The sequence below is a fragment of the Staphylococcus sp. HMSC65H10 genome (assembly GCF_001839185.1).
GTDB classification, from domain to species: Bacteria; Bacillota; Bacilli; order Staphylococcales; family Staphylococcaceae; genus Staphylococcus; species Staphylococcus simulans.
Window position 1 is genome coordinate 13,730 of record NZ_KV840375.1, and the last position, 25,315, is coordinate 39,044.

22 protein-coding genes and 1 CRISPR repeat array are annotated in these 25,315 nt (G+C 35.3%); all 22 genes read right to left on the bottom strand.

Going from position 1 to position 25,315, the window contains the following annotated elements; all coding sequences use genetic code 11:
• A CRISPR array of direct repeats spans positions 1-230; the repeat unit is 33 nt; unit sequence TTACTTCATTCTAAAAGATCACAATTCTAAAAC.
• 50 nt (positions 231-280) lie between these two features.
• The 22 genes from HMPREF3270_RS09535 to ftsL all read right to left on the bottom strand — a co-directional run bounded on the left by HMPREF3270_RS09535 (position 281) and on the right by ftsL (position 25,314).
• Positions 281-1,132, bottom strand: a complete 852-nt coding sequence (locus HMPREF3270_RS09535) for a P-loop NTPase family protein (protein WP_070848773.1) — start codon at positions 1,130-1,132, stop codon at positions 281-283.
• Positions 1,129-1,446 (bottom strand): CRISPR-associated endonuclease Cas2, encoded by a 318-nt coding sequence (cas2, locus tag HMPREF3270_RS09540; RefSeq protein WP_083326831.1) that lies wholly within the window; start codon positions 1,444-1,446, stop codon positions 1,129-1,131. Before cas2 ends, HMPREF3270_RS09535 begins: the two co-directional genes overlap by 4 nt.
• Before the next feature lie 24 nt (positions 1,447-1,470).
• A complete protein-coding gene (gene cas1 / locus HMPREF3270_RS09545) occupies positions 1,471-2,346 on the bottom strand; it encodes a type II CRISPR-associated endonuclease Cas1 (RefSeq protein ID WP_070848772.1) in 876 nt (291 codons plus the stop codon).
• The gene (gene cas9 / locus HMPREF3270_RS09550) at positions 2,336-6,370 is read right to left on the bottom strand and encodes a type II CRISPR RNA-guided endonuclease Cas9 (protein ID WP_070848771.1); all 4,035 of its coding nucleotides are present in this window, start codon (positions 6,368-6,370) and stop codon (positions 2,336-2,338) included. Before cas9 ends, cas1 begins: the two co-directional genes overlap by 11 nt.
• 257 nt (positions 6,371-6,627) lie before the next feature.
• Positions 6,628-7,545, bottom strand: coding sequence for an RluA family pseudouridine synthase (locus tag HMPREF3270_RS09555; protein WP_023015765.1), 918 nt, complete (start codon positions 7,543-7,545; stop codon positions 6,628-6,630).
• Positions 7,546-7,557: 12 nt separating this feature from the next.
• Positions 7,558-8,040 carry a signal peptidase II gene (gene lspA, locus HMPREF3270_RS09560; protein ID WP_002480607.1) on the bottom strand — a complete coding sequence of 161 codons (483 nt, stop codon included), beginning with the start codon at positions 8,038-8,040 and terminating at the stop codon, positions 7,558-7,560.
• Positions 8,041-8,169: 129 nt separating this feature from the next.
• Entirely contained in the window at positions 8,170-8,655 is a 486-nt protein-coding gene (locus HMPREF3270_RS09565) for a CHAP domain-containing protein (RefSeq protein ID WP_002480606.1), read from the bottom strand.
• A 6-nt stretch (positions 8,656-8,661) separates the two neighbouring features.
• Positions 8,662-9,456 carry a VOC family protein gene (locus HMPREF3270_RS09570; protein ID WP_002480605.1) on the bottom strand — a complete coding sequence of 265 codons (795 nt, stop codon included), beginning with the start codon at positions 9,454-9,456 and terminating at the stop codon, positions 8,662-8,664.
• 178 nt (positions 9,457-9,634) lie between these two features.
• Entirely contained in the window at positions 9,635-12,382 is a 2,748-nt protein-coding gene (gene ileS, locus HMPREF3270_RS09575) for an isoleucine--tRNA ligase (protein ID WP_057511002.1), read from the bottom strand.
• Positions 12,383-12,616: 234 nt separating this feature from the next.
• Positions 12,617-13,231 carry a DivIVA domain-containing protein gene (locus HMPREF3270_RS09580; protein WP_023015769.1) on the bottom strand — a complete coding sequence of 205 codons (615 nt, stop codon included), beginning with the start codon at positions 13,229-13,231 and terminating at the stop codon, positions 12,617-12,619.
• Between the two features lie 26 nt (positions 13,232-13,257).
• Entirely contained in the window at positions 13,258-14,031 is a 774-nt protein-coding gene (locus tag HMPREF3270_RS09585) for a YlmH family RNA-binding protein (protein WP_060803930.1), read from the bottom strand.
• 71 nt (positions 14,032-14,102) lie between these two features.
• Positions 14,103-14,396, bottom strand: coding sequence for a YggT family protein (locus HMPREF3270_RS09590; RefSeq protein WP_002480600.1), 294 nt, complete (start codon positions 14,394-14,396; stop codon positions 14,103-14,105).
• Between the two features lie 11 nt (positions 14,397-14,407).
• Positions 14,408-15,010: a cell division protein SepF gene (locus HMPREF3270_RS09595; RefSeq protein ID WP_002480599.1), complete on the bottom strand. Its 603-nt coding sequence runs from the start codon at positions 15,008-15,010 to the stop codon at positions 14,408-14,410.
• Positions 15,011-15,015: 5 nt separating this feature from the next.
• Complete coding sequence (locus tag HMPREF3270_RS09600; RefSeq protein WP_070848770.1) at positions 15,016-15,690, bottom strand: YggS family pyridoxal phosphate-dependent enzyme; 675 nt, start codon at positions 15,688-15,690, stop codon at positions 15,016-15,018.
• A gap of 19 nt (positions 15,691-15,709) precedes the next feature.
• Positions 15,710-16,498, bottom strand: a complete 789-nt coding sequence (pgeF, locus tag HMPREF3270_RS09605) for a peptidoglycan editing factor PgeF (RefSeq protein ID WP_070848769.1) — start codon at positions 16,496-16,498, stop codon at positions 15,710-15,712.
• 222 nt (positions 16,499-16,720) lie between these two features.
• Positions 16,721-17,887 (bottom strand): cell division protein FtsZ, encoded by a 1,167-nt coding sequence (gene ftsZ / locus HMPREF3270_RS09610; protein WP_002480596.1) that lies wholly within the window; start codon positions 17,885-17,887, stop codon positions 16,721-16,723.
• A gap of 29 nt (positions 17,888-17,916) precedes the next feature.
• Complete coding sequence (gene ftsA, locus HMPREF3270_RS09615) at positions 17,917-19,335, bottom strand: cell division protein FtsA (RefSeq protein ID WP_070848768.1); 1,419 nt, start codon at positions 19,333-19,335, stop codon at positions 17,917-17,919.
• 102 nt (positions 19,336-19,437) lie between these two features.
• Positions 19,438-20,367, bottom strand: a complete 930-nt coding sequence (locus tag HMPREF3270_RS09620; RefSeq protein WP_057510999.1) for a cell division protein FtsQ/DivIB — start codon at positions 20,365-20,367, stop codon at positions 19,438-19,440.
• 14 nt (positions 20,368-20,381) lie between these two features.
• A complete protein-coding gene (murD, locus tag HMPREF3270_RS09625; protein WP_070867247.1) occupies positions 20,382-21,731 on the bottom strand; it encodes a UDP-N-acetylmuramoyl-L-alanine--D-glutamate ligase in 1,350 nt (449 codons plus the stop codon).
• 3 nt (positions 21,732-21,734) lie between these two features.
• On the bottom strand, positions 21,735-22,700 hold the full coding sequence (gene mraY, locus HMPREF3270_RS09630) for a phospho-N-acetylmuramoyl-pentapeptide-transferase (RefSeq protein WP_057510997.1): 966 nt from the start codon (positions 22,698-22,700) through the stop codon (positions 21,735-21,737).
• An 81-nt stretch (positions 22,701-22,781) separates the two neighbouring features.
• Positions 22,782-24,935 (bottom strand): penicillin-binding protein, encoded by a 2,154-nt coding sequence (locus HMPREF3270_RS09635; protein WP_060803927.1) that lies wholly within the window; start codon positions 24,933-24,935, stop codon positions 22,782-22,784.
• A complete protein-coding gene (ftsL, locus tag HMPREF3270_RS09640) occupies positions 24,916-25,314 on the bottom strand; it encodes a cell division protein FtsL (RefSeq protein WP_002480590.1) in 399 nt (132 codons plus the stop codon). The genes HMPREF3270_RS09635 and ftsL overlap by 20 nt, the downstream gene beginning before the upstream one ends.
• Between the last annotated feature and the right edge of the window lies 1 nt (position 25,315).

Here is a 25,315-nt window from a genome sequence, read left to right on the forward strand (position 1 = left end):
TTACTTCATTCTAAAAGATCACAATTCTAAAACTTCTGTCAGAGATAGGTTTATCTATTACAGTTTTACTTCATTCTAAAAGATCACAATTCTAAAACACATCAAGCAAAACTGATTTACTGCATACGTTTTACTTCATTCTAAAAGATCACAATTCTAAAACTATTGGTTATAATTAATCGTGAAAGGATGTGGTTTTACTTCATTCTAAAAGATCACAATTCTAAAACCTCAAACAACGAGAAATCAAGGTTTTAGAGACCTTTATAATGACAGTAAACTAATATTTGTTCATAAATTGAATGAAGAACTCATCATCAAGATATGGATGTTGGCAAAATTCATGATAAGCTATCATTTTACTTGTCTTATCTATATTAGTTATTGATTCTTTTTCTTTAAACAACAATAACTCTTCTCTTATTTGTTTCGTATTCACGGGTTCTCCATTCGTTTTAATAAGAGCTAATGTATCAGACTCTATAATAAAATAAGGATGGCTCGTAACAATAATACTAAACATATTTAGAGTTTGCAGATATTTTTTAAATGCCTTCATATCCGAAAGCCCTAAATGAGCTTCAGGGAATAACAAAACCAGCACATTTTCTTTTTCTGTTGATGTTAATGTGTCTATAAATAATTTGCGTTGCTCTATCGCATTTAAATCTTCTAAATCATTATGAAAGTCTGGTTTAAACATGCCAAGCAACTTTTTCAAAACAATATTAGAGGAATGAAAGTCAACTTGATAACTTTCATTCTTTATTTCTAATGAGTTTAAAAAACTTTCTATCGTTGACTCTACCTTATTATATAATAAATTAGTCGTTTCTTCGTTAAAAATTTGTTGTTCGAAACGATGATATAATGCTTCCTTGAATATTTTACTATCAAAGAGGTTTATATCACCGCACGGAACAATAATTAAGTTTACTTTATTAGGTAATATTGTTTGATAATCATCTGCTACAAGTCTAACGTTTTCATCATAATTTTTAGATTTAGACTGACTATACTTTATAAGTCCCTCAGTTAAAGCATTCAATTTACTAGTATTCTGAAAAGAAATCACATTTAATCTTTGCTTTGCTATTTCAATCGGTTTATTAAATTCTCCAACTAATTTCATAATTCAAGAATTCTTTCTGTTGTATTTATATCATATTTCGTTCTAGGTTCGCCAACTAGATAGGTCATGTCTGAAAATTGTTTTTCAGTGACAATTAACGATTGCACAATTCCATGTGCAGGTAAGTTTTGTTTAAGCTTACTTATTTGATGGTTTAATGTACCTCTATTTAATATCAATTTACAATAAATTGAATATTGGCTTCTGACATATCCTTCATTCAACAAAAATTTAACAAACTTTCTATATTCACGTCGTTCTCTCGAAGTTTCAACAGGTAAATCAAACATAATAAAAAGTCTCAAGAATCTCATATTACTCCTTTCAAACACTAATTTTTAAAAGTTGAAAATAGGCATTTTTATAAAGTTTACATCTCCACTTTCCAAAAATTTAAAAATCCCATCCAAATATATTTCAATCGCATTGACTAAAAAGTATTTCTTTTTGTTTAACTTAACTTTCTCATTAAACATGTTTAAAATTGCTCTTTTTTCGTCCTTTTCAAATTGATCGTACACATTTTGCAGAACCAAAAAATCTACCAACGGTCTAAAGACTTCCATAAAATCACATGCTAAGTTAAAAGGGTTAAATTCATTTTTATATTTTATGCCAATCTCAGTTAAATAACCTTTACTAACAATAGTTCGTACAAATACAGCTAATAATACTTGATAGCCATAATCCAGTCCTGCATTCACAAATTCATCTGAATTTCTAGAAACACCTGAATCTAATATAATATTGAAATAAGACTTTGCGGCTAGTCCCTCTCTATTTGTACTGTCATTTAATCTGGTTTCTTGAACACAGTTATCAAAGAATGAGGTATCAATATTTCTATAAAAATATTGAATCACTTGTTTTTGTTTAGCAATTTTATTTTTTATAATCCTCTGCCAAAGTAATGATTTATATTCCTTATTCCAGTTCAATTGTTTAGCAATATGCCTAGATTGTTTGTGATGCCCATAAATTGGCACCACAAACGATGAAGGTAAATGTTTTTTATCGCATAAAAGCGTAATAATCTTATTTTCAGACAAGGCATTTAATAAATGTCCAGTAATAGAAACGCTTGGATTTTCTATCACCAAGCATAGAATTTCTTGGAGTGGAATTTTATACAATTCATCAGCTTTTACTATTAAATGATTCATTCTCAAGGACAACTTTGATTCTTTAGTAATTATGACAGTCCTAAAGCTCATTTTTAGACTCCGCTAATTTGTAAATGGATTTAAGTCTTGTCTGCTTTAAACCAGTTATAGAGTTATACATTATCTTTGCTTTATTATTAATATCTATTAACGTATTCGGTGTTTGACTACCCCATCTAATTTTCAGTTTTACTGATCTTTCAGCTGATACTTTAGTCATCTTTAATACTTCCAAGATACATTGGATTAATGCTTCGTTAGATTTATCAGATCCATTAAATTGGTTTCTTATTAATTCAAGTTTTTCATTTCTAGTCTTAGCACCTAGGCTATTTTCATATTCCTGCACTACTTTTTCTGCGAACTGATTATAAACCCCTACTTTTTCTTGTTCTGTCATTTTATTATACGGACTTAAAGCCTGTTTTAGTCTACGTTGCATGTTTATATCAAATTCTAATTGTTTTCCATTAATACGTTCTTTTGCAGAAACAAATAAGAATGGATGTCCATTGACAAGTAGTGCATCGCCCTTATTAATACTAAACAAATATTGTGCTTTTTTAATGTCTAATTTAGGAAATGCTTTTCGAACAATTTTCAATGCACGTGTATTCATATCTACATCAGCATTATTTACATATTCGAATACCGTTTCATTAAATACGCCGTAACCTATTAACTCCTGATCTTTTTTGACATAAATGTAGCTAACTACGATACCACGTTTATTTTTCATTTCTTTATAAACAGCTGTTTTGCTTTTATCGGAGTCATACTGTGCAGTCGTATTTTTAGGAGAAAAAGCACTTTGTTTATAGAATGCACTTTCTGTGCTTTCTACTTTTCTTGAATAATTGAACTTAAAATTATCTAGATCAAATATCAATTTAGAAATCATACCTTCACCATATTCATTAATATAATTTTCCATACGCTTGAATAGGAAGAATTCTCTTTTCTTATTATTCTCAGTAAATTCACCTAATTGTCTCCATTTTTCACGTACTTTTTCCCACTTGAAGTTAAATTCAAATAGATTAACTTTAGGATAAAAGACACGAGCAGCTTGATATACGAAACCATTTAAATACGCATCTACCGCATGATGCCAATCGTTAAGTTGACGAATTTTAGGTATATCAAATTTACGTCTTAATTCAGAAACGACGTTTGCTTTCATAGGCACTACAGTTGTTGATGGATATTCTTCTGTTAAGAAGTCACTTACATGAGAAATAATCTGTCTTGTTTCAACAAGTTGTCTTTGAATAAAACCTTCTTTATCCAAATCATTAAATTCTTTCTTCATTAATTTTGAAAGCTTACTACTGCTAATTAGGTCGTTTTCATATAGCATCTTCCAAAATGGAACAAGTACATGATTATCAAAAATTTCTAGCGGCATTTTATCGCCTGATTTTTTCTGGTTAGCACTTTGTATAACAAGAACTTTATTGTTAATACTATCGTCCTTTACAAATGTTCTCGGTAAAATATGATCTATTTCATAGAGTTGATTATTCGTATCTGACATTAATCTTTCTAAATCTATCGGCTTCTTGGTATACATACATTTACCGTTTTGATGAATATAAAGCCATAATTTAGGATTAGAAAAATCTAAATCAGGATAAGCTTTTAGTTCTTCAAACAAACCTTTGAACTCTTTATTTCGTTTTAGGTTATTCTTTTTAACCAAATCATCCCAAAGTTCGCTACGTGACTTTTGGCGTTTACCTTTTACTTGATCTTCTGTCGCAAATTCAATAATAATTTTCTCTGGTGCACCAAATAAATCGCTAATTTCTCTTACCATTTTTATCGCGTTCCAAATACCCTTTTTAAGTGCAGGAGAAGTTCTTAATTCAGCAACATCTTTATAAGAAATTTTAGCATTTTTTACCTTATTACTATTTTTAATGAAACAATCAAATCCTAATGTTTTATCTGTGATAATTTCCATAAAGTTATTTTCTGTACTATACATCAAATCTATTAAAGAACGACCATTCACTTCTTTAGTTAGTAATTTTTCACTTAGTCTTCCCCATCCAGAATAATTCAGTTTAACAATTTGATTAAGTTGTTTCTCAGTGATATTTGGATACTTTTCACCAATTTTCTGTTTCAATATCGCTTTATCTTCAAAGATTGTAATCCATAAAACTAACTCTTCAATCATCTGTCTTTTGTTTTCAACAGAACCAAAAATAGCTTTCATATCATTATAAGTAGAGAGTTTTGACGCAAATTTAGAATCATTTTGCGTACCAAACACTTTTAATTTTTGACCACTTGTTTTGTTTAAAGTATTTCTATGTTCAGAGTTTTGTAGTAAAGTGATTAAATCTTTATGCGTGACATTCTTTTTCTTTTGGAACAGATTATGATAAATAAATTGTTTAACTTTAGGATCAAGTCTATGGATTCTATGCTTAGGTTCATTTTCTCCCCTAAGTTGCACATTATTAAGTTCATTGAGTACTTCCATCTCTTGGTATAACAGACTGTGTTTAGGTAATACATCTTCTTCTAACAAATAAGTACACTTACTTGTCATACGTCTAATGAATTTTTCAGCACTCTTAGATTTATCAATTACTTTGTCAAAGTTCCATGGTAAAGCTTGTTCATCTAATTTTCGAATCATCCACGCAAAATCAGATTGTCCATTTTTATTAGTGAGCGGACCTACATAGTATGGAATTCTAAATGAAATTAAATTGATAACTTTATCAATCATCTCTTCAGTAATTTCAGTATAATATTTTTGTTGATTTCTAAGTATATTTTCCGCTTCAAACACATTATTTTGATACGGTATACTCGCATTATCCGTCGTATTTTGGACCACTAAGAACTTTTGTTCATCTATTAAATTTAAAACCTCAGTATATTTTTTAGGCACTATCCCTTTTAAGTCCTTCATCAATTTCGCATACTGATCTTTAGGATGAATGAGATATTGATCAAACTTAGATAGCTTCCCGAACGTTTGCGCATCAGGGTTTTCTTGATATGCCCTCATATCTTCTTTACTTGTCACGAAAAACTCATGATATTTATCATACTTATTTTGATAAACGATATCTTTAATTAACTTCAATTGATTTTTGAAAATCTTATAATCTCTCACTTTGGCTGCAGAGATACTTGTTGCACCTTTTAATATTCTGTCTAACATAATACCCATAAAGAACGTATTAGCCGACTCAATAAAATTCAGTTGTTCGTCTGTAAGAAACTCTGATAAATTTTCATAATAATCATCAGATAACGAAATTGCATCACTACCTGTAGCACTTTCTTTTATATCTTCTGCATTTTCCATATTTTCAAATAAAATACTTTGCTTAAATTTAAGGCCAACTAACATTTTAAATAGCTCTGCATGAGTTTTTGACACATTTCTCTTTAATTCTTTAGATTTATCATTTCTTGTTAACTGATCATCTTTTAAAGTATCAACAATCACGTTAATATCTTTATTTGAAATAGAGTCTTCATATGGATTAATACTTTGATATTGTTCTAACAGCTCTGATAGTTGTGCTTCATTATCAATAGTTTTTCCTTTATCAAAACTTAAATTATTAAATAAGAAATGGCCACGGTACTTAACTAAGTGGTAAAGTGCTAAAAAAATTAATTCTGGTTCAAATTTCTTTTCGGGATGGTTCTGAATGTCTTGTTGTAAATGATAAATCGTAGGATAAGTTTTAGGATTCTTCCCTAAAGTTTTTAAGACTTCAGATAAACTGCGATGTTTAAAATCCTCATTTGAATTTTTCCATTTATGCAAGTTTAATAATTGGTAAAAATTAGGATTCTTTACTAATGGTGCTAAAACTTCCTGTAATAATCCAAGACGTTTAATTCTTCTATTTTTACGTCTTCTACTTGTTCTAAATCCACGCCTTTCAGCTGCTGTATCCGCACCTTCAAATGTAAGCACACCTATCGCATCTTTATCATGGTATTTTAAAATATTAAAATCTAAATCCATACAAGCATAACCAATACTTGCTGTTCCAATGTCTAAGCTAAGAATATATGGGTTTGTTTTCTTCATGTCATCACCTGTTGTCGTAATAATTTATATAAATTATCTCAAAATTCTTTTATTTTATAAAGTCCTATGTTAAGATGTAATAGAAGTTTACTTCATTCTAAAAGATCACAAATAAGTTAAAACAAGCTTAAAGCGAAAATGTAGCTTAAATGCTAACGTCTTACTGTGTCAGTAAGACTTTTTTTATGCAAAAAATCCCTTGAAACGAACACTTTCATTTCAAGGAATTTTCTATTAGATATTAAGTTTACTTTTATTTACGCATCTCTTGTGCGAATATCTTCAAGGATTTCCTCAAAGTAATCTGGAAGAGGTGCTTTTCTTTCGATGTATTCACCAGTTACTGGATGTGTGAAGCCGATGACACCTGCATGTAAGGCTTGACCACCAATGTCCATTGTTTTTTTCGGTCCGTATTTTGGATCGCCAACTAATGGATAACCGATGTATTTCATGTGTACACGAATTTGGTGTGTACGTCCTGTTTCAAGTTCACATTCTACTAATGTGTAATTGTTAAAGTGTTCTAACACATTAAAGTGTGTAATCGCATCTTTACCGTCATCAACAACATCCATAGCTTGACGGTCTACTTTATTACGGCCGATTGGCGCATCGATTGTGCCGTAGTCATGTGGAATATTACCATGAACTAATGCCGTATATTTACGCGTTACAGTTTTGTCCATTAACTGTTCCACTAAACCTCTATGCGCAATATCGTTTTTCGCAACCATTAATAAACCTGACGTATCTTTATCGATACGGTGGACAATCCCGGGTCTGATTTCACCATTAATACCGCTTAAATCTTTGATTTGGTACATTAAGCCATTTACAAGTGTTCCACTGTAATGACCTGGTGAGGGATGCACAACCATACCTTTAGGCTTATAAACAATTGCCACATCTTCATCTTCATAATAAATATCTAAGTCCAAATTTTCAGGTTGAATATCCGCTTCAACCGTCTCCTTCTCCGTCACTTGAACTTGATCATTCTTCTTCATTTTATAATTCGCCTTCACAACTTTTTGATTCACTTCAACTAAGCCTTCTTTAATCCAATCTTGGATTTGGCTACGTGACCAATCAGAGTTTTGTTCAGGCAAGAATTTATCTATACGTTGGCCAACGTGTTCATCTTCTGTAATCTGAAAATCAAATTGAGTCATTTCAACACTCCTTTACTTCACTTTATTTTTCTTCGAATCAAACAACAACAAAATCAAAATTAAAATGACACCTACAGTCAAACTAGAATCCGCAACATTAAAGATTGGGAAATCATAACCGAAAATATACGTATCAATAAAATCGACCACTTCACCATTTTTCATACGATCGATGAAATTACCTAACGCACCAGCAAATAATAAACTGATTGCCATCTGCATCCAGAAATGACCTCTTGCTTCTTTAACGTAGAAATAAGTAAGTAACCCTAATACAATAATCGTAACTAAAAAGAAAAAGCCCATCTTGCCGCTGAGTATTCCCCAAGCAGCGCCTGTATTACGGTGAGAGGTGATGTTTAAAAATCCTGGAATGACTGAATATGAGTCGCCTACTGACATTGTTTTAACAATATATGCTTTAGTAAATTGGTCTAAAATCAGTACCGCTAAGGTCACAAATAACGTGGCACCGATGAAATATGATTTTCTCATGTCTTCCTCCTTGAAGCAGCCAGCTCATCTATTGTGTTATCACAATGATGCATACTGACCTTTCACTTCTTCATAACAACATTGTATATTATAACAAATTGCCAGTAGAACAGATACTAAAATTATCAATTAAGCTTCTTTAGTATCTTGTGTCTTTGGATTCTCTTTTGGATGAATATAATGATAATTTTGAACTTGTTGTGGTTGAATCGTACGTGAAGTCACTTTATGAGGCGCAACGTAATTCATTTCAGTCACATATAATGAACCATCGTCATTCACATGTTCAATGTATGCGACATGACCTTCTTCACCTCTTGGTGATTGTAAGAGTGATGAAGCTTTAGGTTGTTGATTCACTGTGTAACCCGCTTCTTCAGCTTTGTCTGCCCAGTACTTCGCATCTCCCCAACTTTTGCCGATCATATTACCGTCGTCTTTGACCTTCTCAAACACATAATCCGTACATTCTCCATCATCGTACGGATTAAATGCCATAGGATCAGGTTTCATCTGTTCTATATAATGTTCAATCTCATCTTGATGGTCGACTGCCACATATGTTGCTCCACCAAGGACGACCAACATAACACCTGCTGAAATTAGTTTTTTCAATGATTATCAAACTCCTAGATAATTAAATCGAAATGCGATACCGTCCGGTCCTTTTAACCAAGTATGTGTCGTCTCTGGATAATGGAAATCTACTAATGTTAAACCATACGTATCATCATTTTCCATCCGCTGCATACTAGACATCCAATGATTGACAGCTAAAGTATGATGATAACCGTTTGATGACATAAAGAGCGATGATTTATTCACAAAAGAAGATTCTTCTAATCCAAAGTGTGCTAAGTAATAATCTTTCACTTCAGAAATACGTACCGTCTTCAAATGTAAATTACCAATCATACTGTCATCTGGAATACCTTGCCATCCATCACGTGAACGTAAGTTCATTAGTTTAGAGGCATATAAATGTCTTGTATCCATAATCACACGGTTCTCTTTATCAAAATCCCAAGTTTCTTCCGGTTGGTCCGCATAAAATTCAAAGCCATTACCTTCAGGGTCTGTAAAATATAATGACGTACTGACATTATGTTCCGCACCATTTAACGGGATTTCATGTTCCGTTAAGTGTGCCATTAAATCCGCTAAATGCGCGTGCGAACCTAAGCGAATACCGATATGAAATAATCCTGCTTCTGATACTAATGGCTCTCTGCCATCATCTATTTGATGTAAGGTAATGCGATGTTTTGAATCTCCTACTTCATATTGAATAGAAGTATACGTTTCATTAATCACATTAAATCCTAATATCTCTTCATAAAAGTGTTTTAAGTTTTCTTTATCTCTCACATTTAACGTCACACCATTGACGTAATGTTTTTCTCCTAATTGACGCAATGCCGTCGCTCCTTTCTGTCTATTTTCATTGACGTTCCATAAGCGTATTACTCATTATACCGAGTTTTCGACTCAATTACTCAGGATTGGCTCACAGTCTATACATTGAAAAAAGCACTCTGAGGGTTAGTCAGAGTGCTTCATTTTTACTTTAAGCTTTATTTTAACAATGTGTGACTTATAAAGTTTCTACAACTGCTTGGCAACGTGGACATAAGTGATCTAAGCCGTTTGCTGAACCAAGTTCAGTGCTGTAGTTCCAGCATCTTTCACATTTTTCACCGTCAGCGTGAACAACTTTGATATCGCCGTGATAGTATTCAGTACCATCTTCAACTTTATCTTCTACTTCCACTTGAGATACGATGAATAATTGTTGTAAGTTTTCAAAGTCTTTTAAGAAGCTAGTCGCATCGAAGTGTTCATTGCTTCCGATGATCACTTTCGCTTCTAATGATTTACCGATAACTTTGTCGTTACGTGCACTTTCTAAAGCACGGTTCACATCGTCACGCAATTTCATGAATGTGTTCCATTTTTCAAGTAATGCTGTGTCTGGTTCAACCACTTTAGGCATATTTGCTAAATGTACACTTTCTTCTTCTACGTGAGGGATATATGACCAAACTTCTTCAGCTGTATGCGCTAAGATTGGTGCTAATAATTTAGTCATGTCGACTAAGATTTGGTAAAGTACTGTCTGCATACTACGACGTTTTGGTGAATCTTGTTTTTCGATATACAAGATATCTTTTCCGTAATCTAAGTAGAAGTTACTTAATTCAACGTTGATGAAGTTTTGAACTTCTTGATAGATGTTTAAGTAGTCGAAGTTATCGTAGTGTTTGATGATATTTGCTGTGAATTCACGTAAACGATTTAATAAATAACGATCGACTTCTAATAAGTCCGCTTCATCCAAAGCATCTGTGCTTGGATTAAAGTCATTAACGTTACCTAACATGAAACGTAATGTGTTACGGATTTTACGGTAAACATCCGCAGTTTGTTTTAAGATTTCATCAGAAATACGTACGTCAGATAAGTAGTCTACACTGCTCACCCATAGACGTGCGATATCTGCACCTTTTTGTTTTACGATTTGATCAGGAACGATAACGTTACCTAATGATTTACTCATTTTCTTACCTTCTCCGTCCATTACGAAACCATGTGAAAGTAAGAATTTATATGGTGATTGGCCACGTGTCGCAACTGAAGTTGTGATAGAAGAGTTGAACCAACCACGATATTGGTCACTACCTTCTAAGTAAAGGTCAGCTGGGAATGACAATTCCGGACGTGTTTCTAATACACCACGGTGTGATGAACCTGAGTCGAACCATACGTCCATGATGTCTTCTTCTTTTGTGAATTCACCATTTGGACTGCCTGGATGTGTGAAGCCTTCAGGTAATAAGTCTTTCGCTTCACGGTCGAACCATACATTTGAACCATATTTTTCAAATAAGTTCGCTACATGATAGATGACTTCTTTATCCATGATGATGTCGCCATTTTCAGCGTAGAAGACTGGAAGTGGTACACCCCATACACGTTGACGTGAGATAACCCATTCGCCACGGTCACGGATCATGTTATAGATACGTGTTTTACCCCAGTCGACTTTGAAGTGTGTTTCTTCAATTGCGTCTAAGATATCTTGACGTACTTTACTGATTGAAGCGAACCATTGTGGTGTCGCACGGAAGATAACCGGTTTTTTCGTACGCCAGTCATGTGGGTAACTATGTGTGATGAATTGTAATTTTAATAAAGAACCATTTTCTTTAAGTAAGTCTGTGACAGCTTTATTTGCTTTGTCGTAGAACATACCTTCGAATTGGCCGCCTTCTTCAGTGAAGACCCCTTTATCATCTAATGGGCTGATAACAGGTAAACCATATTTTTGTCCGACAATATAGTCATCTTCCCCGTGTCCAGGTGCTGTATGAACCGCACCAGTACCAGCGTCAGTTGTAACGTGTAAGCCGTTGATAACTAATGATACACGATCAACGAATGGATGTTGTGTTTCAACATATTCTAATTCTTTACCTGTGAATGTTTTTTCAAGTTCGATTGCGTCTTTATCCCAATCTAATGCTTCAGCAACTTCTTCTACTAAGTCAGTACCTACAACATATTTTTCACCATTCACTTTATATTGACCATATTTCAATTCTGGGTGAACTGTGATCGCAACGTTTGAAGGTAATGTCCAAGGTGTAGTTGTCCAGATAATGAATTTCGCATCTTCATCTACAACACCTTTGCCGTCTTTAACGTCAAATGCCACATAGATAGATGGTGAACGTTTATCATGATATTCGATTTCCGCTTCAGCTAATGATGATTCACTTGATGGTGACCAGTAAACTGGTTTTTTACCTTTATAGATTAAACCACGGTCAGCCATTTCACCGAATAAACGGATTTGTGCTGCTTCATATTCAGGTTTTAATGTGATGTATGGATCGTTGAAGTCACCATTCACACCTAAACGTTTGAAGTCTTTCTTTTGAATATCGATTTGTTCTAAAGCGAATTCCTTACATAATTCACGGAATTCAGATACAGGCATTTCTTTACGCTTAACACCTTTTTTTGTTAATGCTTGTTCAATTGGTAAACCATGCGTATCCCAACCAGGAACATAAGGTGAATAGTAACCTTGCATTGATTTATAACGTACGATAAAGTCTTTTAAAATTTTATTTAAGGCATGTCCCATGTGTAAGTTACCGTTCGCATACGGTGGGCCATCATGTAAAATATAAGTTTCATTCCCCTTATTTTTTTCTAAGATTTTATGGTATAAATCTTGTTCGTCCCATTGTTTTTGGATTTCTGGTTCTTTCTTTGGTAATCCCCCTCGCATTGGGAAGTCTGTTTTCGGCATCAATAGCGTTTCTTTGTAGTTCATTAATTTTCACTCCTTAAAATATAAAAAAGAACTCTAAGTTCAATTAACAGGGACGATTAACCGCGGTACCACCCTGATTAACTCAACTTAGAGTTCTCTTCATTCTTACCTATATGATTGGATAAAACAGTGATATAAGAATTAAACATATATTAGGCTCGCACCATCCCTAACTCGCTGTTATGTTGATATGTTCACTTAATTCTTACGCGTCTGTTTTACAAATTTCAATTATTATTTTTGTTCTTTATCTGCTTCGTTTTGTGCTGGTGTGCCGTCTTGTGCTTCAGCTTGTTGCGCTTGCGCTTGTTGTTTCTCTTGTTCAGTCACATCATTTTGATGTAAATGTTGGAAGTTTTCTTCTGTGACTTGTTGTGCATCTAAGTCATAGTTTAATAAGTAATCCCAATCATCATTCTTCAATAAATCTAACTGAGCTTCCACTAACATGCGGAAACGAGAACGGAAAATCTTAGATTGACGTTTCATATCTTCTGTTTGGAAAGATAAACGTCTTGCTTTTTCCACACCGTCATTCACAATACGATCTGCTTCAGCTTTTGCTTTCGCAATAATCGCTTCTGCTTCTTTTGTCGCAGCCATTTTTGTTTCTTGGCTTGCTGATTGTGCTTGAACTAAAGCGTCACTTACTGATTGTTGTACTTCTTTGTACGCTTTTAAGTTGTTTTCTTTTTCTTCTACAACTGTTTCAAGTTGTTTTTTCTGTTCTTTTAAATGTTCAATTTCTTGACTGAGTTGGCTTAAATAATCAGCGACTTCAGTGGGTTCAAGGCCATTCTTAATTCTAGAAAATTCTTTGTTTTTAATTTCATTCGGTGTAAAAGACATCTTATATTGTCCTCCTTAATCATACACTATTTGAATAAAGTTTCATATACTATGCGCAGTTTGTCTTTCTTTGTTTTATGACCGATTTCAGTCACTCTCGCACGGCCATGTCCTTGTATCGACAGCAAATCTCCAGGTTCTAGTTGGAAATCTGGACGTTCAATAATTGTATGATTCACTTTGATACGTTTCTTTTCAATATATTGTTTCGCAATTGAACGTGATTTACGAATCATTTCCTTCAACACAACATCTAAGCGCATTGCGCTGACCGTTGCTTGATGGAGCGTCCAATCCTCTTTTGATTGTATCATATCTTCTAGTGGTACTTCATGCAGTTTGACCGGTACACCCTTGATTCGCTTTAATTCCAACATTATATACGATTTAATATTCTTTGTCAAAATAAACTGAATTTTATCGCCTACAATAATATCACCGAGTTGATCGCGTTCAATACTGAGTGACATCAACGTTCCAAGCACATTACGATGATCAATTGACGCAAACTTTTCAGGATACTCTAAATCAAACAGCACCAGCTCAAAATCTTCTTCAGTCGGTTCAAAGTAATCTGGCGCAATCACTGCACGCTTACGTTCACTAGATGGACTGCCGCCATTAAATGAAACCTGTAAATCATCGAAACTATTGACGATGACCTCTAAAATATATTGTGCTCTTGGATCTAGAAAGTGTGTTAACACCGGCGCATAATTGCGTTCTGCTTGTTGTACTTTATCCATCAACATAGTGATGATAGGTTGTTCTTCTCTTCTAAAGTGTTGATATATATCTATGTGAATTCACCCCTGACAAAAGAAAAAGGCAGCCTGATTCCAATGAAATTCGGCATACCTTTCATGATTTATTAAACTAATTGTTGCAGAATCAGTACGAATATCGCATGTAAGCCTCTTTGGAAGAATATCAACACAAAGATAGCGGCTAAACTTGAGATATCAATCATACCGATTGGCGGGATAATTTTACGAAATGGTGCTAAAAACGGTTCGTAAATCTTACGTAGGAAACGTCCAAATGCAGAACCTTGCGCATTCGGTATCCATGACATAAAGAAGTATAAAATCATACCCCAGTAATACACTGTCAACAATATCTCTATCGCATTAAATAAGAGCGCTAAAACATTAACTAAACTCATAGCTGGTTACCTCATTCATAATCAAATTCAGACGTATCAATATCTTCTGTAATACTGCCAGCGACTTCTACGTTATCTGGTGTACATAAGAAAATATCATTACCGACACGTTGGATGTCTCCGCCGATTGCGTATACTGTTCCGCTTAAGAAATCAATAATACGTTTCGCAGAAACATTGTCAATACGTTGTAAATTGACGAGTGTCGCACGTCTATTCTTCAACTCATCCGCAATATCTTGCGTATCTGAGAAGACACGTGGCTCGAATAAACACATTTTTGAACTTTCGTGCAAGTTCCCAGCGTTCATATTGACTACATTTCTTGAAGGGTCATTGTTTGTGTGATTAGCCATTTGATACTTCCTTTCATTGGAAGACGTCTGCAATCGATTGCTTTGTGTTTGACGTTTAGGGACAGTCTTAATTGCTCGCTGTCTTTCATTATAGTAATTATTATTATTTGTTGATTGCGTTTGCTGCGCTGTTGTAGTAGCTTGTGTTTGAGGTTCTGGTTCAGCTTGTGCAGTATTTTTTGTAGGTTGCTGACGATCAGCAACTTCCTCTTCTTCTTCTATGACAAAAAAATTGTTAAATAGGTCTTTTAAAGCCAATTGGCTCACTCCTCTTTCCCTACTAGTTTAGTACCGATTCGTATGAAGGTTGCGCCTTCTTCTGCAGCAATTTCATAATCATTACTCATGCCCATAGATAATTCAGTGCATGGCGCATAATCTAATTGTTTTGCTTGAATTTCATCACGTTTATGTCTTAGTGTTTCAAAAATCTGTCTAATTTCTGCTTCATCTTCTGTATAAGGTGCCATTGTCATCAGACCCACGACTTGAATGTTCTCATATTGTTCAAGTAATTCGATAAATGCATCTACTTCTTCTAAAGCAAGACCATGTTTACTTTCTTCTTCAGAAACATTCACTTGAACAAAACATTTAACGACATGTGATGCGCGTTTATTGATTTCTTTCGCTAAACTTTTACGGTCTAATGCATGTAAGTAATCAATGTCATCAATGACTTCTTTGACTTTACGTGATTGCAATGTACCGATAAAGTGCATTACCACGTCATCTGGCAATGCTTCTCGCTTAGCTTGGAAACCTTCCAAACGATTTTCCCCAAAATGTCTGATGCCAGCATCATATGCTTCTTTAGCTCGCTCTATTGTAACATATTTTGTTACAGCAATCACGTTCGGTCTGGTGTCACGATGGACTTTCTCAAGACTTTTCGTAATATGTTCGTTGATTTGTTCTAGATTTTGTTTCACATTCATTCCAATTACTCCTTACTTCTTACTGTCCGATAAATGCCAACATACGGCCAGTCTTACTTTTTTCTACCCTATATGAAAAGAATAAGTCCAAATTCTCAGAAGTCGCATAATCTGTTACGTCAATATTTTCACTCGGTACACCTGCTTGGATGAGTAATTGACGATTCGCTTCTTTTAAATCGATGCCATGACGATCTTCGCCACGTGTGTCAATAAATGTTGATGCATCAACAGGTAAGGCTTCAAATTGCGCTTTAATGTCATCATTAATTTCATAACTATTTGAAGTCGCAGGACCTATCACAACTTGCAGGTCTTTCAAATCAAAAATGATATGTTCTAAAATTTCTTCTGAAATACGGCCAACTGTACCTTTCCAACCTGCATGTGCTAATGCAATAAAATGATGTTTTGGACTATAGAAATAAACAGGTACACAATCGGCATAGCACATCGTTAATAATACATCTGAATCATATGAGTACATACCATCTACTCCATGCAAAGCATCTGTTAATGTATCAATGTTTGTATTCGCGTCATCTGTTGTCACTTCAACGACATTTGTGCCATGTGTTTGAATCGGGAAGATCCATTGTTTTCTATCATAACCAATGGCATCAGCAATGATACGTTGATGGGCATGTACATTTTCAGCAGCATCATCGATATATAATGCCATATTAAACGCGTTTTCTGGATACGGACTCTGTCCACCTTCTCTGGTAGTGAATCCTAAAGTAATCCCTTCTGATTTCGCACCAGTATGTTCTAAATAATGTGGTTGTTTGCTAAAATTCTCTGGCATAATAATCTCTCCTATTTATAGATTGATGCCTTTTAAACTAGGTTGTTAATTTAATAGTAAAGCTAATTGCGCTTATATTCAAATATATAAAAAGTGTCATCAGATCAATCGATCTGATGACACTTTAGATTATTGTTCTCACTAGACCACTCGATGACCTGTTGCATCTAATCTTGCGTGATAATATGGTTGATTGCTCAATGCAAACTTTATAGAAAGAGATTAACGTCTAGTTCTTCTTGAACGTCTTTCTTCTCTGTTTCTGATGAAGCTTGGAATATCATCTTCTTTAGTAGTGTGTGTTCTTGATTCGCTTGATGATTCAGAACTATGAGATCTTGGCGCATGACCGATACCTTCGTCGCTTGAAGCACTTGTGCTTGTTGCGCTAGATCCGAAACCTGTATTAGATTGTTTACGTGCATGAGTTGCTGGTTTGTCTTCGAAACCAGTCGCAATTACAGTAACTACGATTTCATCTTGTAATTCAGGGTTGATAACAGTACCGAAGATCATGTTTACATCTTCATCTGCTGCATCTTGTACAATGTCAGCCGCTTCTTGCGCTTCGAATAAAGATAATGATTCTCCGCCTGTAATGTTCATTAGGACACCTTGTGCACCAACGATTGATGTTTCAAGTAATGGAGAAGAAATAGCTTTTTTAGCTGCTTCAACTGCACGGTTTTCACCAGAAGAAACACCGATACCCATTAATGCAGAACCTTGGTTAGACATGATTGTCTTAACGTCTGCAAAGTCAAGGTTTACTTCACCAGATACTGCGATTAAGTCTGAGATACCTTGTACACCTTGGCGTAATACGTTATCCGCTTCTTTGAACGCTTCCATCATTGGCGTAGATTTGTCAACGATGTCTAATAAGCGGTCGTTTGGAATTACGATTAATGTATCAACAGCTGCTTTCATTGATTCTACCCCTGCAGCAGCTTGAGTTTGACGTTTACGTCCTTCGAAACTGAATGGGCGAGTTACAACACCAACTGTTAATGCACCCATTTCTTTCGCGATCTTAGCAACAACTGGTGCAGCACCTGTACCAGTACCGCCACCCATACCAGCAGTTACGAATACCATATCAGCACCTTGGATAGCGTCTTCGATTTGCTCGCGAGATTCTTCTGCAGCTTTTTTACCAATTTCTGGGTTCGCGCCAGCACCTAAACCACGTGTTAATTTTTCACCGATTTGGATTCTGGACTCAGCTTTAGATAAGTTTAATGCTTGACCGTCAGTGTTGATTGAAATAAATTCAACATTGTTCATTCCGTGGTCAATCATTCGGTTAACAGCGTTGTTACCTCCGCCGCCGACACCAATGACTTTTAACGTCGCTAAATGATTAAATCCTTGTTCAAATTCTAACATTTAAATTTCCTCCTAGTTTTAATGGGCAATCAATCAAATAGAGATTTCAATAATTTTTTAAATTTACTTTCTTCTTGTTTCTCATGAGATTGGTCTGAGTTATAATCAGTTTCTTGCTTAGTATTGTGTGTTTCTGGTGTTTCAGAAACTTCGTCTGTTTCAATTGATTCACCTGAAGCAGGTGTTTCATGAGTCGGTTTAGCTTGTTTTTTCTTGAACCAGTCGAAACCGCTTGCTTTTTCAGTATGCGGCTTAGGTTCTGACTCGATTACTTCCTCTTCAAATTCTTCATTATCATGATTACTAATTGTAACATAATCTAATAATTCATCAAAAGTGATACTGCTAGAAATCGTTGAAATTGCAGATGAGAATTCAGGTTTTCTGATTCCCATTTGTGAAGGTGTATGTATTCTTACCTTCTCATTAACCATATCTTGCAATAATTCACGAACACCTAACAAGTTTGCTGAACCGCCTGTTACCACAAATCCGCCGTTGACTTTCGTCAATCCTAATTCTTGCAGTAAATCAAAGACATTGAAGAAGATTTCTTCTACACGTGCTTCGATAATATCTGCTAAATCTTTTTGCGTGAATTGTGCATCTTCATCACTATCGATTTGTTCAACAGAGAAAACATCTTGATCTGATGCTGAGTTATAGAATGCATGACCATATTGATGTTTCACTTTTTCTGCTGTCGCATAAGATGTATTAAGGCCTTGCGCAACATCATCAGTGATATCACGTCCGCCCATTTCGAATGAATCAGCGTCAACTAACTCGCCGCGTTCGAAGAATGCTACTTGCGTTAAATCTTGGCCAATGTCAATCACACATGCGCCTAACTCTTTCTCAGTCGGTGTCAAGATTGAGCCATAGTTGTATGCATCAGAATAAACATCTAATACATCCACACCGCAAGCTTCTACACATTTAATCAAGTTAACAAGAATTGATTTTTGAATCGCAATAACACCTGATTCAACTTTTAATGAATGTCTTGCAATCAATTCTTTCGGATCAGAAACTTCGTTGTCGCCATCTACGATGAAACGAATTGGGAATGTATCCACCACTTCAGTTTCTTCAACGTCGTTTTTATCTCTGATGCCTTCTAACACAGTTTCAATGTGTCTTCCGTTTATTTCAGTATCTTCATAAAATTCGATTTCATTGGTTTCATCATAAACTTCAGTAGCGACAATCGGCAATTTCAAGAATACTTCTTTAATATCAACGCCTGACGCGATTGAAGCTTTCTTAATTGTATCTTTAACAGCTTGTTTAGCTAAATCGAAATCATCGATCAAGCCATTCTTAATTCCGCTTGTATAGGTTTGTCCTGTACCTATCACATTAATTCCATTATGAAATTTTTCGCCTACTATTGTTTTTACACTAGATGAACCAATATCTACACTTACATAGTAATGTTCCCCCATAGATAGGCACCTCCTGACAATTTCTTTAAAAAATACACTATAGTTAGTTTACAATACGTTTCTATGGTTGTGAACTATAAACACATGATATTCAAGACTTTTTTAATTATTTGTACTACTTTCTTTCTGAGAATTATCTTTTGTTGTCTTATCGTCTTTCATTTGGTCATTAATTTTGTTCAAAGTATTCTGCAATTCATCTTTCGCTTTATCTTCCATTGCTGTACCTTCTTTCAATTTCACACTGCTGTCTGATGATGTTGATGAAGAAGATTTGTATGGAATAAATGAAGCACCGACATATAAATCAATATAACCTGATTTTTTCAGTTCACCAGAGTCATCACGTTCTAGTGCGCTGACCATTTCAGGATAATATTTTAATTTATCGGCAATCGTGCGTATATTGCCGATGACTTGAATGCCATCTTTCATATACAATCTGATTTTATTGCGGTTGTCTTTATCATCCGCATATTCTACTTCAGAAATTGATTGTCTGATTTCTGTCGGTATTTCCGATAAAGCTTGAATCATTTTATCGCGTCGTGATTCACTAAAACCTGATATCACTGGCGCATCATTCGGTACTTGTCCTTTATAATCTTTTAAAATATGATCATTTGAAAGCACTGGATGATATTTGCCCTTATCTTCTAACAATCCGACCAATTGATACTCAGAAACATTCACCTCTAAATTATTCGGCAATTTTCTCTTGATCTGTACGTCTTTAACGAAAGGATTTTCTTTCATTTTGTTGATGGCTTTCCCTTTGCCGAACATGTAGATTTTAGTATCTCTCTTTAAATCCAAAGCTTGTTTCGCTTCTTTATCAGAAAGATAATGGTTGCCTTTAACCTCTACATGGTCAATATTACTAATTGGCGTGAACATATACAATACTATCAGAATAATTAACGCTATGAGTGTTCCAAATATTATAAGTTGAACGCGCCGCTGTTTTGCTCTGCGTTTTCGGCGTTTTTCTTTTAAGTACTCTGAATCAATTTTTCGTACTTTGTCTGCCATCCATCATCACCCTCCTACTTCGAAGGGAGATGTGAACGAAAACTGTCGATGAAAACATCTCCTCGTTCTTCAAAAGTATTGTATTGATCCCAACTTGCACATGCTGGTGATAATAAGACCACATCATTTGGTTCAATAATATCTTGGACTTTCTCCACTGCGTCTTTAACATCTGTTGCACGTACCACATACTTGCCTTGGCTTTCACCAAGCTTCGTCAACTTATCTTGTGTTTCACCAAAGGTCAACATCACACGCACATTCTTCATGTATGGAATCAATTCATCAAATCCATTTCCGCGATCTAACCCGCCGCACAACCAAATGATCGGTTGTTCGAATGAATTCAACGCAAATTGCGTTGCTAAAGTATTCGTTGCTTTCGAGTCATTATAATATTTGTTCGTTTTGTTCGAACCAATATATTGCAGACGGTGTTTGATACCTGAGAATGTTGTTAGCGTGTGAATGACCGCATCAATAGAAACACCTGCTAACATTGCTGCAAGTACAGCAGCTAAAATGTTTTCTAAGTTATGTTCACCAGGAAGCACAATATCATCTTTATGAATAATACGTAAACCATTCAAGACGATATATCCGTCTTTCATATAAATGCCGTTAACTTCTTGATTTGTAGAGAAATAATATGTTTTGGCTTTTAAGCCTTCTGTTTCAATCAAATGACGCTGACTGTAATTACAAATCAAGTAGTCATCTTCAGTTTGATTTTTATAAATACGTCGTTTCGCATCACGATAGTTTTCTAAAGTACCGTGATAATCTAAGTGCGCTGAATAGATATTCGTAATAATCGCAATATGTGGACGATACGTATCGATACCAAGCAATTGGAAAGATGACAACTCAGTAATTAAGTAATCTTCAGCTTTTGCTTCTTGTGCAACTTTAGATGCTACAAAACCGATATTGCCTGAAAGCAGACCTTTTTGTCTGCTATTGTCGAACATATCGCCAATTAACGAAGTCGTTGTTGTTTTACCATTTGTCCCAGTTACCGCAATAATCGGTGCTTCTGAAATCAAATAACTCAATTCGACTTCCGTTAAAATTTTCAAACCACGCTTTTCTGCTTCTTCAATCAATGGCACAGTATAGGGAATACCTGGATTTTTAACAATGATTGGATAGTCATCCAATAAAGATAATGGATGATGTCCCCCGATGACAGTTAAACCCATTTCTTTTAAATCTTTCGCATGCGGATCTTTGGAAAGGTCCCCGCCATCATTGACAGTAACTTCTGCACCAAGATGGTGTAGTAATTTAGCCGCTTCATATCCGCTTTTCGCTAATCCAACTACTAATACATGTTTTCCTTCTAATCCTTTATATTTAAGCATTGATTAATGCACTCCAATCCATAAACCTATCAAGCCTGTGATGAGTCCTGTAATCCAAAATACTGTCACAACTTTCCATTCATTCCAGCCGCATAATTCAAAGTGATGATGTAACGGACTCATCTTGAATATACGTTTGCCTGTCAATTTGAATGAAGCGACTTGTAAAATAACTGATAATGTTTCAGCAACAAATACAAATCCGATGAACAATAATGAAATTTCCGCGTTTAACATAATTGATACAGTTGCGATGATACCACCTAAAGCTAAGCTGCCTGTGTCTCCCATGAATACTTTTGCTGGGTTGACGTTATAGAATAAGAAACCAAGCAATGCGAAGACCATAATAATACAGAATGTACCTACTGCATGATTACCAAGCATAAAGCTCATAATCGCATACATAGAAAATGCAATGATAGATAAACCTGTCGCTAAACCATCTAAACCATCTGTTAAGTTGACCGCGTTAGAGAAGCCGACTTGCCAGAAGACAATGAAGACGACATAAACGACAGAAAGCGGAATTTGTACTGTTGTAAACGGAATGTGAATGCCTGTCGCAAAATGAATCATGTTAAATGTATCACTCAAGATAAAGAAGATAACCGCAATCGCAATTTGTGCTAAGAATTTTTGCTTACTTGTTAATCCTTGGTTATTCTTCTTCACGACAATGATGTAGTCATCGATAAAGCCGATTAAACCAAAACCGACTGTCACAAATAACAATAGAATAAACGGATTCGGATTATCTGAGAAGATAATCGCAATTAATGTTGCGACGATAATACTGATTAAGAACGTTAATCCACCCATCGTCGGTGTACCTGTTTTCTTCATGTGGCTTTTCGGGCCTTCTTCACGGATACTCTGTCCAAACTTCATCCTTTTTAATGTTGGAATCAGTATGGGTACTAATACTGCTGTAACTAAAAATGCGACAATTGCTAAAACATAAACCATATTGTTCTCCTTGTGTATCTTAATTTAATTTTATATGTAAGATGAGGGATGGATACCAAATGTATCCATCACCTCTTGATGCTAATCTGCTTGTGGTGCGGACAATTTCACTTCTACTTCTTTTTTATCTTTCAACGACGTATTCGGGCTGATAGATTGTTCAGAAACAAAGCCATTACCTTTCATTTTAACACGAATTCCTGTTAATGATTCGAAAGCTAAGACATCATCTTTACTCCAATCTTTCATATCAGGCATTGTCATGTCACCATCTGTTTTCATAAAGACTTTACTGTGCAGTAATGTCTTTTCATCAGCTTGCGGTAATTGCTGTGCAACCGTATCGCCTTCACCGATGACTACTGGTTTCAAGTCTTTGTTTTTCACAGCTTCTTCAGCTTGATCCACAGTTTCGCCTGAAACATTTGGCACTTTGCCGAATGAATCTTTAGTTGCTTTTTCATTATCTTTACCGACATTTAAATACTTCAATGTATTTTCCATAATTGGATTAAATGCCGAGCTGACATTCATTTCATAAGCTTCTTGTTTATTTTTCTGAGCTAAGCTCATCCCAGCATAAACAATAATTTCAGGATTTTTGCTTGGCGCATGTCCGATAAAGCTTGAGAAGTATGGATAAGGACCTTTAACGTAACCGCCGTTTTCAGGGTCAGCTACTTGGGCAGTACCTGTTTTACCACCAATACGATACCCTTTGACTCTGAAGTTTTGCGCATGACTTTTCTTGCTGTTAACAACTAAGTCCAATTCTTTTTTCACTTTGTTCGCGGTATCTTCAGTAATTGGTTTGCCCGCAAATTCTTTCTCACCTTTATATAGTGTATCGTTTTTAACCGGATTGTCTATACTACTTACGAACCAAGGTTTAACCATATTCCCTTTATTAAAGAATGCAGTTTGTGCTTGCAGCATTTGGATAGGAGTGACTGTTGTAGATTGTCCGAATGCTGTTGTTTTTTGTTGTAATTCATTATCCCAAGCAATACCGCCCGCTGCTTCACCATCGAACATACCGCCTGTTGGTTTACCGAAACCGAATTTCTCATACCATGATTTCATCTTGTCAGATCCAACCATATCTTGAAGCTGCATCATCAAGGTGTTAGATGAATAAGTGAAACCAAGACTCATTGGAATTTTACCCCAACCTGTATTGTTCCAGTCAGAGATTTCAGAACCCATGATATCTCGATGACCTGATTTATATTCCTTATCTGGTTTGAACTTACCTTCTTGAATCGCTGCGGCTAAACCATACGTCTTGAAGGTAGAACCCGGTTCATACGTATTTTGATATAGGTCATTCGCCCACTTCTTACCGAAGTCTTTTCCTGTTTCAGGGTTGAATGTCGGACGTTGACTGAAGGCTAAGATTTCACCTGTATGTGCATCCATAACTACCGCAAAGGCATCTTTTGGTGCGAAACGATCATCTAACTTATTCAAGGCTTCCTCTACAAAGACTTGGATGTTTGAGTCAATCGTTAAATGCACATCATCTCCACGTTGCGGTGCTACTTCTTGTTTAGAATTTGGTGCGATATAGCCCCAAATATCATGTACATAAGATAACATCCCACGCTTACCGGATAAATAGCTGTCGAAGATTTTTTCAACACCCATGGCACCTTTTAATTCTCCATTATCTGGATTCTTTTGTGCCATTCCAATTAAGTGAGAAGCAAAGTTTCCATTAGGATAGAAACGTTCTGTTTCAGGATATAACGCAACACCAGGCAATTTCATTTTTTCGATTTTGTCTTTTTGTTGGTACGTTAAGTTGCTGCCCTTACGGCCGAACTCAACTTGGAACGCTTTTTTGTTATCTAACATTTTTTCAATTTCTTTAGGTTCCATATCGATGACAGTTGCGAGCTTCTTAGCCGTTTCTTTCTTATCAACCACATGACGTGGTTTGTCTGAACCTTCATCAGCTTTCTTACTGACAACTGCTGTCAGTTTAAAGCGTTCAACGTCTTCTGCGAGGACTTTGCCATTACGGTCATAAATCTTTCCTCGTTCTGGTTGTTGTTGTGTTTGAACTAAATATTTTTCATTGGCTTTCATCACTAAGTTTTGTCCTGAAGAATGCCCCGTCAACATGACAAAGGCATACCTTAAAACCAATAGAAAAAAGAGCAGTCCGAACAAGCTGACGAGGAGGACTGCCCCTATTTTATTTTTTTTAATTTTAATTTTTCGCTTCGGCATTATTACGCACTACCTTTACATTATCGTTCTTTAAGCTCATGCCTTGTTTTTGAGCTTTATCGTAAATGCGTTCATAAGAAGAGTTCTTTTTGATTTCTGATTTTAATGCGCTGTTCTGACTTGATTGTTGTTCGATTTTATAATCTAAATCAGCAATTTTACCCTTAGTATCATAAGCATCCATTTTTAATGAAAGTATATAAATACTGATCATTGCAATCACTGCGACTAAAGATATGTATAATACCTTCTCAAATTTAGTGAGTTGTACGACAACCTTGCGCTTAACTTTCTTAGTCGGCGATGGATTGACTTCTGGGTTTTGTCTGGCGGGTTCATATTGTTCGGTATAAGGTTCATAGATTCTTTCTACAGCCATA